Source organism: Polynucleobacter sp. JS-JIR-5-A7, from assembly GCF_018687935.1.
GTDB lineage: Bacteria > Pseudomonadota > Gammaproteobacteria > Burkholderiales > Burkholderiaceae > Polynucleobacter.
This window is the reverse complement of the sequence record NZ_CP061308.1, coordinates 449,320-463,205: the sequence shown is the minus strand read 5'-3', so window position 1 is coordinate 463,205 and position 13,886 is coordinate 449,320. Positions and strand designations below refer to the sequence as shown.

Annotated in this window: 14 protein-coding genes; 5 read left to right on the top strand and 9 right to left on the bottom strand. The window is 45.6% G+C overall.

The window, feature by feature from the left end; all coding sequences use genetic code 11:
* Positions 1-20 precede the first annotated feature (20 nt).
* Together AOC29_RS02465 and uvrB are read right to left on the bottom strand one after the other, a co-directional pair.
* Positions 21-590, bottom strand: a complete 570-nt coding sequence (locus AOC29_RS02465; RefSeq protein ID WP_215296475.1) for a Fe-S cluster assembly transcription factor — start codon at positions 588-590, stop codon at positions 21-23.
* Positions 591-726: 136 nt separating this feature from the next.
* A complete protein-coding gene (uvrB, locus tag AOC29_RS02460; RefSeq protein ID WP_215296474.1) occupies positions 727-2,808 on the bottom strand; it encodes an excinuclease ABC subunit UvrB in 2,082 nt (693 codons plus the stop codon).
* 213 nt (positions 2,809-3,021) lie between these two features.
* Between uvrB and AOC29_RS02455 the strand changes: the two genes are divergently transcribed.
* The 5 genes from AOC29_RS02455 to AOC29_RS02435 are packed head-to-tail and all read left to right on the top strand — an operon-like array spanning position 3,022 to position 7,367.
* On the top strand, positions 3,022-4,233 hold the full coding sequence (locus AOC29_RS02455; RefSeq protein WP_215296473.1) for an amino acid aminotransferase: 1,212 nt from the start codon (positions 3,022-3,024) through the stop codon (positions 4,231-4,233).
* Between the two features lie 28 nt (positions 4,234-4,261).
* Positions 4,262-5,554: a polyhydroxyalkanoate depolymerase gene (locus AOC29_RS02450; RefSeq protein WP_215296472.1), complete on the top strand. Its 1,293-nt coding sequence runs from the start codon at positions 4,262-4,264 to the stop codon at positions 5,552-5,554.
* A gap of 49 nt (positions 5,555-5,603) precedes the next feature.
* A complete protein-coding gene (gene rsxB / locus AOC29_RS02445) occupies positions 5,604-6,293 on the top strand; it encodes an electron transport complex subunit RsxB (RefSeq protein WP_215296471.1) in 690 nt (229 codons plus the stop codon).
* Positions 6,293-6,949: an endonuclease III gene (nth, locus tag AOC29_RS02440; protein WP_215297295.1), complete on the top strand. Its 657-nt coding sequence runs from the start codon at positions 6,293-6,295 to the stop codon at positions 6,947-6,949. The genes rsxB and nth overlap by 1 nt, the downstream gene beginning before the upstream one ends.
* A complete protein-coding gene (locus AOC29_RS02435; RefSeq protein ID WP_215297296.1) occupies positions 6,942-7,367 on the top strand; it encodes a DUF1841 family protein in 426 nt (141 codons plus the stop codon). The genes nth and AOC29_RS02435 overlap by 8 nt, the downstream gene beginning before the upstream one ends.
* Before the next feature lie 12 nt (positions 7,368-7,379).
* On the opposite strand, the gene AOC29_RS02430 is transcribed toward AOC29_RS02435, so the two are convergent.
* The 7 genes from AOC29_RS02430 to AOC29_RS02400 form a co-directional block, all read right to left on the bottom strand.
* Positions 7,380-7,799 carry a Zn-ribbon domain-containing OB-fold protein gene (locus AOC29_RS02430; RefSeq protein ID WP_215296470.1) on the bottom strand — a complete coding sequence of 140 codons (420 nt, stop codon included), beginning with the start codon at positions 7,797-7,799 and terminating at the stop codon, positions 7,380-7,382.
* A complete protein-coding gene (locus AOC29_RS02425) occupies positions 7,796-8,968 on the bottom strand; it encodes a thiolase domain-containing protein (protein ID WP_215296469.1) in 1,173 nt (390 codons plus the stop codon). The genes AOC29_RS02430 and AOC29_RS02425 overlap by 4 nt, the downstream gene beginning before the upstream one ends.
* A 33-nt stretch (positions 8,969-9,001) precedes the next feature.
* Positions 9,002-9,937, bottom strand: a complete 936-nt coding sequence (locus AOC29_RS02420) for a tripartite tricarboxylate transporter substrate binding protein (RefSeq protein WP_216178281.1) — start codon at positions 9,935-9,937, stop codon at positions 9,002-9,004.
* Between the two features lie 52 nt (positions 9,938-9,989).
* Positions 9,990-10,652, bottom strand: coding sequence for a 3-oxoacid CoA-transferase subunit B (locus AOC29_RS02415; RefSeq protein ID WP_215296467.1), 663 nt, complete (start codon positions 10,650-10,652; stop codon positions 9,990-9,992).
* Positions 10,649-11,320 carry a 3-oxoacid CoA-transferase subunit A gene (locus AOC29_RS02410; RefSeq protein ID WP_215296466.1) on the bottom strand — a complete coding sequence of 224 codons (672 nt, stop codon included), beginning with the start codon at positions 11,318-11,320 and terminating at the stop codon, positions 10,649-10,651. The genes AOC29_RS02415 and AOC29_RS02410 overlap by 4 nt, the downstream gene beginning before the upstream one ends.
* A gap of 71 nt (positions 11,321-11,391) precedes the next feature.
* Entirely contained in the window at positions 11,392-12,120 is a 729-nt protein-coding gene (locus AOC29_RS02405) for a 5-oxoprolinase subunit PxpA (RefSeq protein WP_215296465.1), read from the bottom strand.
* Entirely contained in the window at positions 12,117-13,880 is a 1,764-nt protein-coding gene (locus AOC29_RS02400) for an urea amidolyase family protein (RefSeq protein ID WP_215296464.1), read from the bottom strand. The genes AOC29_RS02405 and AOC29_RS02400 overlap by 4 nt, the downstream gene beginning before the upstream one ends.
* Positions 13,881-13,886: the final 6 nt, after the last annotated feature.

Below are 13,886 nucleotides of genomic sequence, written 5' to 3'. Positions count from 1 at the left end.
ATTAAATTCGCTTAATTCGCTTAACTTTGCCGCGCCAAATTAAAAACAGAATTCACTAATGGCGTTTTGGGAACAACTTCTTTTTTCGCTGCAAGTGCTGGAGCTGGTTTTTCAGCCTTGACACTTTCAACTTTCATTTTCTTTTGGCGCATGTCTTGAATCACAATGCCGCGCCCTTCTTGCTGCTGAACTAAATCTTTTAAGCTCACTGAGCTTAAGTACTCCACCATTTTGGAATTGAGATTGCTCCATAGATCATGAGTCATACAACGACCATGGCCTTCTTCTTCGGTATGACAGTTGCCTTTACCACCACATTGAGTGGCATCCAATGGCTCATCAACTGCCACAATGATGTCAGCAACACTGACTTCATGGGATGGGCGCGCTAAGGTGTATCCACCTCCAGGGCCGCGTGTGCTTTCCACGATATTGAAACGGCGCAATTTGCCAAACAACTGCTCGAGATAAGAAAGGGAAATCTTTTGTCTTTGGCTAATTCCGGCCAAAGTTACAGGACCATGCGTTTCACGCAGGGCTAAATCAATCATTGCGGTTACTGCAAAACGACCTTTAGTTGTAAGTCTCATATGTCACCTTGGTAATGGATTGTTATGGACAGCTCATGGGCAGGCGGGTAATACCCGACCATTCCACTCAACTTTACCATATGACCCAGCAAACTGCTCGGGAATTATCCCAAAAATCCCCATTGCAAGCCTGGAATTAGCTTATTGAGTCTCTAGACCTAGCCCCAAAAGCCATTTCTTTGACCTTGGTGAGTCGATCTCGAGTGCTGGCGGCCTTTTCAAACTCGAGATTCTTGGCTTCAGCGTTCATCTGCTTCTCTAAACGCTTGATTTCATTAGATAAATCTTTCTCGCTCATATCCTCATAGCGAGCCCGCTCTTGCTCCACCTGCATCTCCTGGCGTTTCTCTTTGACATCATAGACCCCGTCAATGATGTCCTTAATGCGTTTCTGAACCCCTTTGGGCTCGATTCCATGAAGCTTATTAAAGGCAATTTGCTTGGTGCGACGTCTTTCTGTCTCGCCCATGGCCCGTTTCATTGAATCGGTGATCCGATCGGCATACAAAATAGCTTTGCCTCGCACATTGCGGGCGGCACGACCAATCGTCTGAATTAAGGAGCGCTCAGAACGCAAGAAACCTTCTTTATCAGCATCCAGAATTGCTACTAAGGAAACCTCTGGAATGTCCAAACCTTCGCGCAATAAATTAATGCCCACTAAAACATCGAATACACCTAAACGTAGATCGCGCAAAATTTCGACGCGTTCAACAGTGTCAATATCAGAATGAACATAGCGCACCTTCACACCATTATCTGAAAGATAGTCAGTGAGCTGCTCTGCCATACGTTTGGTAAGCACGGTGACTAAAACACGTTCACCCACTTTCACACGCTCATGAATCTGACTGAGCAAATCATCGACTTGAGTGCTAGCTGGTAAGACCTCAATATCAGGATCAACTAAACCTGTTGGTCTTGCCACTTGTTCAACTACTTGACCTTGATGTTCTTTTTCATAATCAGCCGGCGTTGCAGAAACGAAAATGGTTTGACGCATTTTGGTTTCAAACTCGGTAAATTTGAGTGGCCGGTTATCCATTGCAGAAGGCAAACGAAAGCCAAACTCTACCAAAGTATGTTTACGAGATTTATCCCCGTTATACATAGCATTCAACTGACCAATCAAGACATGACTCTCGTCTAAAAACATCAGTGCGTCATTGGGCAGATAGTCCACCAGCGTAGGCGGGGCCTCGCCAGGAGCCGCTCCTGAGAGGTGACGAGAGTAGTTCTCAATACCCTTGCAGAAGCCCAATTCATTGAGCATCTCTAGGTCAAAACGAGTGCGCTGTTCTAGACGCTGCGCCTCTACCAACTTGCCATCTTTTACAAACTCATCGAGACGAGTTCGCAACTCTGTCTTAATGGTTTCAATCGCTTTGAGAACGGTTTCGCGAGGTGTCACATAATGCGAACTTGGGTAGACGGTAAAGCGAGGAATCTTTTGGCGTATTTTTCCAGTCAGTGGATCAAAGAATTGCAAACTCTCGACTACGTCATCAAACAACTCTACGCGGACTGCTAATTCATTATGTTCTGCTGGGAAAATATCAATCGTGTCACCGCGCACACGAAACACGCCGCGTTTGAAATCAGTTTCATTACGGTCATACTGCATAGCAATCAGTCGCATCAAAATATCACGCTGACTCATCTTGTCACCAGGGCGCAGTGTCATCACCATGCTGTGATAGTCACCAGGGTTACCGATACCGTAAATGGCAGATACCGTTGCGACGATGATGACATCGCGTCTCTCTAGCAAACTCTTGGTTGCTGACAAACGCATCTGTTCAATGTGTTCGTTAATAGAGGAGTCTTTCTCAATAAAGAGGTCGCGCTGAGGCACATAAGCCTCAGGCTGGTAGTAGTCGTAGTAACTGACGAAGTACTCAACCGCATTTTTAGGAAAAAACTCCCTAAATTCACTGTAAAGCTGGGCAGCCAGCGTCTTATTGGGGGCAAAAATGATGGCTGGACGCCCTGTTCTAGCGATAACATTGGCCATCGTAAAAGTCTTTCCTGAGCCCGTTACCCCCAAAAGCGTCTGGAAGGTTAAACCATCCTCTATCCCCTCCACCAAGCCATCAATCGCTGCTGGCTGGTCGCCAGCAGGCGCAAAAGGCTGATAAAGCTGGTAAGGGGAGTCTGGGAAGGTGACAAACTTCGCAGGATCAAGGTCGTGGCCTACCTCACCCAAGGGATCAGCCATAGGGGTTTTGGGCGCTTCTTTTACTTCGGGTTTTGATCCAATTTTGGACGACTTAGGGGGCATCTCGGCTATCATTTCATCTGTGAGATATCTTCACAGCGAATTTTGTACAAACAATGATTTTGCCGTTTTTATTTAGAAATAGTTGGTTCTGACTTCAAAAACAGACAATTAATAGCAAAACTATCCTTAAACCACCATACCCGACCCCAAATGACCCTGTTTGCCTCAGTTCAATTAGCCCCTAAAGATCCTATTTTTGGCCTCACAGAAGCCTACGTTGCGGATCAACGCCCCGACAAAGTGAACCTCGGTGTTGGCGTGTACTACACAGATGAAGGCAAAGTGCCTCTCTTAAAAGCGGTGATCAAAGCGGAAGAGGCAATTGTGGCGAAACATTCACCACGAAGCTATATTCCAATCGAGGGTCCAAACCCCTATAACAGCGCAGTACAAAATTTATTATTTGGCGCAGACTCTGCTCTGATTAAAGACGGTCGCGTAGTGACTGCTGAATGTTTAGGGGGTACCGGTGCATTACGTGTTGGCGCTGACTTTATTAAGCGTCTCAATTTAAACGCACCTTGCGCAATCAGCAATCCAACCTGGGAAAATCATCGCGGTATTTTTGAATCCGCTGGCTTTGAAGTGCTGGAGTACACCTACTTTGATGGCACAACCCGTGGTGTTGATTTTGACGGCATGGTCAAATCCTTAGAATCATTCCCAAAACACACGACTGTGCTCTTACATGCATGCTGTCATAACCCAACTGGAGCAGATATTACTGAGGCGCAATGGCGTCAAGTGATCGAGATTTGCAAGCATAAAGGTTTGATTCCATTCTTGGATATGGCTTACCAAGGCTTTGCATCTGGGATTGAACAAGACGGTATTGCGGTTCGCCTTTTCGCTGAATCTGGTATGTCCTTCTTTGTGTCCAGTTCTTTCTCTAAATCATTCTCACTTTACGGCGAGCGTGTCGGCGCCCTGTCGATCGTGACCCAAAGCAAGGATGAATCTACTCGTGTGCTTTCACAATTAAAGCGCGTGATTCGTACTAACTATTCCAATCCACCAACACACGGTGCTGCAATCGCAGCAGCGGTTCTGAACTCTCCTGAGTTACGCAAGCTCTGGGAAGATGAATTAGCGGAAATGCGTGATCGCATTAAAGCCATGCGTCATGGTTTGGTTGAAAAATTGGCTGCTGCTGGTGTAAAGCAAGATTTTGCTTTTATTGAAAAGCAGCGTGGTATGTTTTCTTACTCAGGCTTAACTGCTGAGCAAGTTGATCGCTTACAGAAAGAAGATGGCATTTATGCCCTCTCTACTGGACGCATTTGTGTGGCGGCGCTCAATACAAAAAATATTGATAAAGTAGCCAAAGCAATCGCCCGCGTATTGGCTCAAAAAGCATATTAAGCGGCTATATAGAATTACAGGGGGTACCATGCTTTATCAGTTACACGAATTCCAAAAAGCCTTACTTCAACCCATGAGTTCATGGGCACGCGCTGCTTCTGAGGCTTTGATTAATGCCTCCAATCCAGCTTCAAAGGTTCCAGGATCAGAGCGTTTAGCTGCCAGCTACGAACTTCTCTATCGCCTCGGCAAAGACTACAAGAAACCAGAATTTGATATTCGTTCAGTCATAGCGCATGGTCATGAAGTAGCCGTCCATGAAATCACTAAGATTTCTAAGCCATTCTGTAATTTGATTCGCTTTAAGCGCTTCTCTGATGATGTCGATACCATCATCAAACTAAAAGAAGATCCTTCAGTACTGGTAGTGGCTCCAATGTCTGGACATCACGCCACACTATTGCGTGACACTGTACGAACCCTCTTGCAAGACCACAAGGTTTACATTACCGACTGGATTGATGCTCGCAATGTCCCAGTGAGTGAAGGTGAATTTAGTCTCGATGACTATGTTCATTACATTCAAGAATTTATTCGCTCTATTGGCGCCGAAGATTTACATGTGATCTCAGTATGTCAACCCACCGTGCCAACCTTAGGTGCTATTTCATTGATGGCATCTGCTGGTGAAGTAACTCCTGCTTCGATGATCATGATGGGTGGCCCTATTGATGCTCGTAAATCACCTACTGCCGTAAATAACTTAGCAGAACAAAAATCTTTTGACTGGTTTGAAAGTCATGTGATTTACAAAGTACCGCCAACCTATCCGGGTGCTGGTCGCCGCGTTTACCCAGGCTTCTTACAGCACACTGGCTTTATGGCCATGAACCCACAAAATCACCTCCAATCGCACTGGGACTACTTCCAGAATCTGGTGAAGGGTGATGAGCAGGATGCTGCATCCCATATTCGCTTTTATGACGAATACAACGCGGTATTGGATTTAGATGCGAAGTTCTACTTAGACACAATCAAAACTGTATTCCAAGACTACGCATTGCCAAACGGTACTTGGAAGGTTGCGGGAGAACTGGTTAAGCCGCAGGATATTCAGAAAACGGCGCTGCTCACAGTTGAGGGTGAGTTAGATGATATTTCTGGAAGTGGGCAGACTCGTTCTGCGCATGGTTTGTGTGCTGGCATCCCGAAAGAACATAAAGATCACTATGAAGTCGCTGGTGCTGGTCACTACGGTATTTTTGCCGGTCGTCGTTGGCGCAATAAGGTTTATCCAAAAATCAAAAACTTTATTCGTGAGCACCAAGTGGTAAATAAAAAAACTAAGGCAAGACCCCCTGCACTAGAGGGTTCTGACTAAGTCAACATCAGTGGGGGTCTACACCCTCACTTTTTAAACTTTCTAGGCAATGAAAACAAAACCGGCGAACGAGCTCACGGATCGCCTAGAGGATCTCCTTCCTCAAACCCAATGTACAAAATGTGGCTATCCAGATTGCAGAGGGTATGCAGAAGCTTTAGCTAGCGGAGAAGCGCTACCCAATCGCTGCCCACCAGGTGGTGTTGAAGGCATTAAAAGACTCAGCCAAGTTCTGACACCTATTTACCCTCAAGATGCTTTTGATCTTAATGACACAATTGATCCAGAGTGCGGCAAAGAACGTCCTAGACCGGTTGCATTGATTGATCCGCAAAAATGTATTGGTTGCACACTCTGTATTCAGGCCTGTCCAGTTGATGCCATTGTGGGCGCATCTAAGCAAATGCACGTGGTGCTCACTGAGTGGTGTACTGGTTGTGATCTCTGCATTCCACCGTGCCCCGTTGATTGCATCAGTATGGTTGATATCACTGAGACAACAGGTTGGAATGCTTGGACTCCAGAATTAGCTGAGCTCTCACGCAAGCGCTATCACGACCGTGAACATAGACTTGATCGTGAGCAAATAGAGAATGATGAACGTTTAGCCAAAAAAGCGGCAGCTAAATTAGTAGCGGTTAATGCAGAACAGCCTATCACCGCGGAAGAGGAAAAAGAGCAAGAGCGCAAACGCGCCATCATTGCGGCAGCGATTGCCAGGGCACAGCATCAGAAATGATGAATCCTGATAAGCGGCGTGCTTTCTTTGAACAGCTCAAAGCCAACAACCCCAGACCTACTACCGAATTAGAGTACAGCTCTCCTTTTGAACTGTTGATTGCAGTGCTCTTATCAGCTCAAGCAACCGACGTATCGGTAAATAAGGGAACCAAGCAGTTGTTTAAAGTTGCCAATACGCCCCAAGCCCTTTTAGATCTTGGTGAAGAAGGCGTTCGTCCTTACATACAACACATTGGCCTATTCAATGCCAAAGGTAGACATATTCAAGAGACTTGCCAACTGTTGATTGAAAACCATGGTGGTCAAGTCCCACAAACTCGGGAAGATCTTGAGGCACTTCCAGGGGTTGGCAGAAAAACAGCGAATGTCATTCTGAATACTGCTTTTGGTCAACCAACCATTGCGGTTGATACCCATATCTTTCGCGTATCCAATCGCACCGGTCTTGCGCCTGGTAAAGATGTCGTCAAAGTCGAAGAGCAATTACTCAAAAGAGTGCCCAAGGAGTATCTACTAGACGCACATCATTGGCTTATTCTGCATGGCAGATACACATGTAAAGCACGCAATCCTGAGTGTGCACAATGCATCGTTGAGCCACTCTGTGGCTTTAAACAAAAAACTGGCAAAGGAAAAGTTCGTGGCGATATTTAATCCAACTCGCGAAGAAGTGCGCCGCTTTTTCTGTGATACCTGGAAAAAGAAAACTGAGAATCGCATCCTGGATCCAATGGAGACACTTGCAAGCAACTGGATGGATCAACATCCTGAATACCACGCATTATTAACCGATCCTGAAGCTGCCTTAGAGCAAGATTACACACCAGAGCGGGGTGAAACCAATCCCTTCTTGCATCTATCCATGCATTTATCTATTAGCGAACAGATCTCCATTAATCAACCACCTGGCATTAAAGAGATCGCTGGAAAACTCAGCAAGAAATTAGGCTCTGAACACGAAACTCAACATTTGATGATGGAATGCTTGGGTCAAGTTATGTGGGAAGCACAGCGAGAAGGTAAAGCACTGAACCCCGAGAACTATCTCGAGGCCCTGAATAGACTAATTTAGGTATTGACCTTTTTAGACCGGTTCAAAGAGGTGGGTTTTTTGCCCATCTTGTGTTTCCTGAAATACCACCTTCACCTTTTGCCCAACGCGAATCGAATCAAAATCGCAATGAGTCAAATGAGTCAGTATGGAGATGCCCTCATTTAAGCGCACATAGGCCATCGCAAACGGCTCTTCGACACCACGTCTCATTACGGTATAGGAGTAGATTTCACCCAGGCCGGCAGATTTCACCCAAGTCGTATCATTACTGCCGCAATGCGGACAAATCGTGCGTGGATAGTAATGCACTTCTTTGCAAGCATTGCAATGCTTTAAGACCAATTGGTTGTTCTGCGCAGCTTCTAGGAAAGCCTTATTTTCAGGATTAGCAATTGGGCTTGGCAAACGATATTCTGTATTAGCCGAATTTTTTTCATTTACTTGACTCATGACAGTCTCCCTAAAATTAATACTGCTGCACCATGGCGAGTACCCAGTGCGCCACCAATACCTGAGGCAAGTGCAAACTCTAAATTGGGGACTTGTACTGCTGGATGCGCTTCACCACGCAACTGTCTGACTGCTTCAATGACTTTAGTCATACCGCCGCGATTAGCTGGATGGTTATTACATAAGCCGCCTCCATCAGTATTAAAAGCTAACTGTCCTTTGCCTGAAATTAATTGACCACCTTCAACAAACTTGCCACCCTCACCCTTCTTACAGAACCCCAGATCTTCCAACTGAATCAGGACGGTAATGGTGAAGCTGTCATAAATAGATGCATACCGAATTTGCTCAGGTGTTAACTTGGCCTCCTTAAATGCTAAGGGTGCAGCCCAAGCTAACCCAGAATAAGTAAGGTCGACCTTGCCACCCATCTGACCTTTCGTCGTTTCACCGGCACCCATCATGGTCACTACCGGTTTTTTCAAGGTCTTCGCAATATCGGGATGAACTACGACCAAAGCACCGCCGCTATCTGTTACTACACAGCAGTCAGCACGATGTAAAGGATCAGCAATCATTGGGGAGTTCAAGACATCTTCAACAGTAAGAACATCTTTCAATGCTGCATGAGGATTATGTTGTGCATGATGTGAAGCTGCTACCTTGATCCATGCAAGCTGCTCACTGGTAGTGCCAAACTCATACATATGGCGCATAGCACACATGGCATAAGTATTTAATGGCGCTGGTGAATACGGTTTTTCAAAAGCAAAATCCGGAGCACTAGCCCATTGACTACGAACTTGTGTGCCGCTAGAGCCTTCAGACTTCGGCCGTCCGGCCAAGGTAATTAAGGCCACCTTGCACTGGCCCGCTGCAATCGCACGAGCGGCATGGTTCACATGAGTTAAATAGGAAGATCCACCAGTATCCGTTGAATCTAAATACGTGAGTTTTTTCAAACCTAAATAATCTGCCATGGATACAGGACCCATACCAGGCGCGTCACCTGCACAAAAATAACCATCAACATCATCTAGTGTTAGGCCGGCATCTTGCAAAGCCCCACGTGCTACTTCCGCATGCAGCTGAGCAACCGTATGATCGGGCGCTACCCTGAGGGGATGCTCATATATTCCAGCAATACAGGCATTCGATGTAAATGACATGAATCTTCCTTTAGTAAATTCTTAAATCGATCATTAATCAATCGTAATTTGTGATTGCGCAATTAGCTTACGCCACTTTTCAATTTCACTTTTAATAAATGCAGAAAACTGTTCGGATGTTCCTGGCATAGGATCGGCACCCTGTGCAATCAGCTTATCCTTAAATTTAGGATCCGCCAAAATACTTTGCAATTCTTTGTTCAAGCGATTGCGAATCTCTACTGGTAAGTTTGCAGGAGTAACCAAGCCATACCAGGTTGCCATGTCATAACCAGGCAAGCCAGATTCTGCGATGGTTGGAATATTGGGTGCAGCGCTAGATCGTTTTGCAGTAGTAATCCCTAGCGCTCTTAAACTACCCGACTTCACATGGGGCAGACCACTTGGTAAGTTCGGAAAACTCATGTCTACTTGACCAGAGATCACATCAGGCATGGCACTGCCAGTGCCTTTGTATGGCACATGAATCATGTCAATCTTAGCCATTTTTTCAAATAGCACGGCTGAGAGATGGACAGATGTTCCGCTGCCACTAGAGGCAAAGGTCAGTCTGCCAGGGTTTGCTCTAGCTGCTGCAATCAATTCACCAACTGATTTATAGGGTGAGTTCGCTGGAACGATTAGGATATTGGGAGCTGAAAATACTCCACCGATGGCTGTGAAATCCTTCACCGGGTCATAGGGCAAGTTTTTATACAGAGACGCATTCACTGCATGACCAATGGATGGGAAATACAAGGTATAGCCATCTGGAGCAGAGCGAGCCACTAACTCTGCAGCAATATTGCCGTTAGCGCCGGCCTTATTCTCAACCACAACAGCTTGCCCCAGTCGATTCGATAAGCCTTCTGCCAGGGCGCGCCCTACTGTGTCAGCCGAGCCGCCAGGAGAAAATCCAACAATTAAATGAATAGGTTTATTGGGATACGTGGATACGCTATCAGCAGCAAAGGCTGAACTCAATCCCACCCAAAATAACAGGACTGAGAAAAGCTTTTTAGATTGCAAGCTAGGAGCCAAATTATTTCTCGGGCTGACGCATTGGCACACCACTTAGCTCTTGTAATTCTTCAAAGCTAAGGCCATCGATCCAATCGACCGCTACTAAACCTTCTGGTGTTACAGCAACCGTTGCTAAGTCGGTGTAGATGCAATCTACCGCTGCCAAAGCAGTGAGAGGATAAGTGCATTCTTGAACGAACTTAGATTCCCCTGACTTAGTTAGGTGCTCCATCATCACAAATAACTTCTTGGCACCAAGAGCTAAATCCATTGCACCACCCACCGCTGGAATTGCCTTAGGGTCACCAGTTCGCCAGTTTGCAATGTCGCCTTTGACAGAAACTTGAAAGGCACCCAATACACAGATATCAATATGCCCGCCACGAATCATCACGAAAGAATCGGCATGATGACATAACGAGGCACCTGGCAACATAGTGACAGGCTGCTTACCTGCATTCACCAACTCTTCATCGATTTCATGATCTTTTGCTAATGGGCCCATACCAAGCAGTCCATTCTCAGAATGCATCAAGATTTCTTTATCTGCAGGTAAATAATTACAAATCGTCATGGGCTGACCAATACCCAAGTTGACATGAGCACCGTCTGGTATATCTTGAACAATGCGCTTGGCAATGTCAGCAGTTGAACGCTTTTGTACTTTAGAGAGATCAATCATGATTTACCTCCAACAGGTACCACGCGTTTCACAAAAATTCCAGGAGTCACTATATTCTCTGGATCTAATGTGCCGAGCTCGACAACTTCATTGACTTGCGCAATGGTGCAACGAGCGGCTGTAGCCATAATAGGACCAAAGTTGCGACCAGTACGGTGATAGGTTAGATTTCCCCAACGATCACCTTTGTCAGCTTTTATCAATGCATAGTCCGCTTTAATGGCAGTTTCAAAAATATGATTCACGCCGTCAATTACGCGCGTATCTTTACCCTTTGCAAGCTCGGTGCCAAAGCCCGTTGGCGTGTAAAAACCACCGATACCTGCACCACCAGCACGAATACGTTCTGCTAGAGTGCCTTGGGGAACAAGTTCTAATTCAATCTTACCCGCACGATAGAGGTCATCAAATGCGCCAGATTCTGGTTGACGGGGAAAAGAACAAACCATCTTCTTAACCTGTCCAGCTCCAATCAATTTAGATATGCCAATGCCAGAGTTGCCGGCATTATTGCTGACGATCGTCAGATTCTTCGCGCCCCGCTCTGCTAAAGCATCCAATAAGTAAATGGGGAGGCCTGCACCACCAAAACCCGAAACCAAAATGGTTGAGCCATCACTAATATCCTGCACAGCCTGCGCCACGCTAGGAATGATTTTGTTTATCACTTCCTGTCTCCATCTATTTTTTATGGGTACCGCTTTTCAGCTTTTTGCCCAATCTCTACTAATTTAATGCATCAGAGTAAAGATCTGATCTTTCTTGCAAAATCAAGGGCGGAGGGGCCATCTCCATGAATGCAAAGTGTGTCGGCCTGTAGCTTGACAAGCTTTTGATCAATCGAGAGCACTTCGTTGCTAGAAGCCATCCGAACAGCTTGCTGCGCAGCCTCATCTTCATCCTCTATTAATGCACCTACTTCAGAGCGTGGCACTAAATATCCTTGAGAGGTATAACGTCTATCCGCAAAAACCTCTTGCCACAATTGAACACCTACCGCATTTGCAGCGTCAACATAGCAACTACCTGCTAAGCCATACAAAATGACATCCCCTCCCAAATCTTTGACAGCCAAAGCAATTGCTTTAGCCAACTCTATATCTTTGGCGGCCTGGTTATAAAGAGCTCCATGTGGCTTGACATGATGCAAGTTGCCATTCATGGAATCAATAAAAGCTTTCAGAGCCCCTGCCTGATACATCACGTAGTTATAGGCGTCATTAGGGGTAATGGCCATCTCTCTTCGACCAAAACCAATTAAGTCTGGCAGGCTCGGGTGAGCCCCAATAAAAACATTTTTCTGAATTGCAGCGGCGACTAAATTTTTCATCCGTTCAGGATCACCAGCATGCCAGCCACAAGCAATATTGGTAGAGTCTATGTGGTCGAGCAGCGAAAAGTCATCGCCCATCTGCCAGACCCCAAACCCCTCACCCATATCGCAATTCAGATCAATTTTCTTTGTCATAACTTACACAATAGAGCAGACTCAATATTATTCAAGGTTTTAATCTGGTTAGCAAAGTACAAAGCATTTATCTTATCGGCATCTTCCAGTGTAGCTCTTATAAATTGGAATTTATCTCCAGGCTTTAATTGTGCCAATTTTGAACGTTCAGAGCGTACTACCTCTAATAATCTAGGGTAGCCACCCGTAGTCTGATGTTCGGATAACATCAAGATTGGCTGTCCAGAAGGTGGTAACTGAACCGTGCCAAACCAGATACCTTGCGAAGGTATGCCAGCAATAGAACTAGAAATTTTGAAGTGACTATCCAATCGCATGCCCATACGATTACTTTGCGATGAAACCGTCCAAACCGTCTTCCAAAGCAATTCTTGATCTTGATCACTGAGTAAATCCAAGTGCAAGCTTGGGATTGCTGCAATAAATTGAGCTTCATGAGTAGGAATGCTTGGAGAAGCAATAAACCACTTCGTAGAGTCCGCACCACGCTTCATCATATTTTCTAGTAGTGGCTTTTCATCAGAATAATGAGGTTGCGATAAATAGAGGACATCCCCTTTTTGTATCGGCTTACTTCCAATACCCGAACTCAAATGTGAACTACCGCCCCCCAGAATAGATTTCGTCAGAATGCCTCCAGCAATCGCCAAGAAAATTCTATAGCCTTGTTGCATTGAGGAAAAACGAAGGATTTGACCCTGATGAATTCGGATTGGGCGATTACCAAAGACACGCCTCCCATCAATTTTCGCCTCACAATAGGCGCCCACCCAAGCAACCCAAGTATCAGTATGAAACAACAATTGAGGCCCAATGCCTGTAATCTCCAGCCCTGCGGCACTTGTTGGATTACCAATGAGTGCGTTTGCTAAAGCTGCGCTATCTGCATCGACGGGGCCACCCGAGCTAAGTGCTAAATGTGCATAACCATGGCGCGGAAGATCCTGAATGGTGGTTAAAGTACCAGAGGTAATAACATCAACTGTATTGACTTTACTTAGTACTAAATTTTCTAATTGCGAGGAGTTTTGCGTTGCCTCTAATTGAATCTTTTTATATTCATCTAAGCTGATCTCAATAAATTCAACTCGAGTGCCGGGGGTCAATAAATTAGGTGGCACTCTTGTAGCGTCGAACAAGATATCTGGCGTTCTCCCAATAACGTTCCAGCCCCCTGGAGTAGATTTTGGATACAGCCCAGTCTGTAACTCGGCAATAGCCACAGACCCAGCTGGCACGGCAGTCCGCGGGGATTCAAGGCGAGGCAATCTTAAGGCTGGATCTAAGCCGCTACAGTATGCAAAACCAGGCATAAAACCCAAAATGTCGACATATGTTTCTGAGTTTTTATGTCGATTGATAAATTCCCGAACCGTCATCTTACATTTTTGCGCACTACTTAATAAATCAGGAGCCACCTCAGGGTCGTAGCAAACTCGAATACGATATGTCAGCTCATTTTTTTCTGGTAATTTACTTGAGCTGGAAATGTCTTTGAGAGCAGCCTGCAAAGCAATCCGCGCACTCGAACGTGTCTGCGCAAATTCAAGGCTTTCAAAATTCAAACAGACTAAAAGACTGTCAATACCCGGAATAACGTCGAGCAACCAAGGAGGAGAATTGGACAATAAAAGCTCACACAATTGATGAACTTTAGTCAGCGCATTACTTTGCCCCCGAAAATCGACTAAGAGGGCTGCATCACCCACATCTAAGATATTGATTTCACCAGAAGACTTTTGAGAACTCTTTAAAGCCATCGGGCA

What these genes read in the sequence shown, in the direction of transcription:
- AOC29_RS02415 (WP_215296467.1), bottom strand. Translation starts at nt 10,652, where the DNA reads ATGATTGATCTCTCTAAAGTACAAAAGCGTTCAACTGCTGACATTGCC.
- nth (WP_215297295.1), top strand. Translation starts at nt 6,293, where the DNA reads ATGAATCCTGATAAGCGGCGTGCTTTCTTTGAACAGCTCAAAGCCAAC.
- AOC29_RS02455 (WP_215296473.1), top strand. Translation starts at nt 3,022, where the DNA reads ATGACCCTGTTTGCCTCAGTTCAATTAGCCCCTAAAGATCCTATTTTT.
- AOC29_RS02400 (WP_215296464.1), bottom strand. Translation starts at nt 13,880, where the DNA reads ATGGCTTTAAAGAGTTCTCAAAAGTCTTCTGGTGAAATCAATATCTTA.
- AOC29_RS02450 (WP_215296472.1), top strand. Translation starts at nt 4,262, where the DNA reads ATGCTTTATCAGTTACACGAATTCCAAAAAGCCTTACTTCAACCCATG.
- AOC29_RS02425 (WP_215296469.1), bottom strand. Translation starts at nt 8,968, where the DNA reads ATGTCATTTACATCGAATGCCTGTATTGCTGGAATATATGAGCATCCC.
- AOC29_RS02465 (WP_215296475.1), bottom strand. Translation starts at nt 590, where the DNA reads ATGAGACTTACAACTAAAGGTCGTTTTGCAGTAACCGCAATGATTGAT.
- AOC29_RS02430 (WP_215296470.1), bottom strand. Translation starts at nt 7,799, where the DNA reads ATGAGTCAAGTAAATGAAAAAAATTCGGCTAATACAGAATATCGTTTG.
- AOC29_RS02405 (WP_215296465.1), bottom strand. Translation starts at nt 12,120, where the DNA reads ATGACAAAGAAAATTGATCTGAATTGCGATATGGGTGAGGGGTTTGGG.
- uvrB (WP_215296474.1), bottom strand. Translation starts at nt 2,808, where the DNA reads ATGGCTGATCCCTTGGGTGAGGTAGGCCACGACCTTGATCCTGCGAAG.
- rsxB (WP_215296471.1), top strand. Translation starts at nt 5,604, where the DNA reads ATGAAAACAAAACCGGCGAACGAGCTCACGGATCGCCTAGAGGATCTC.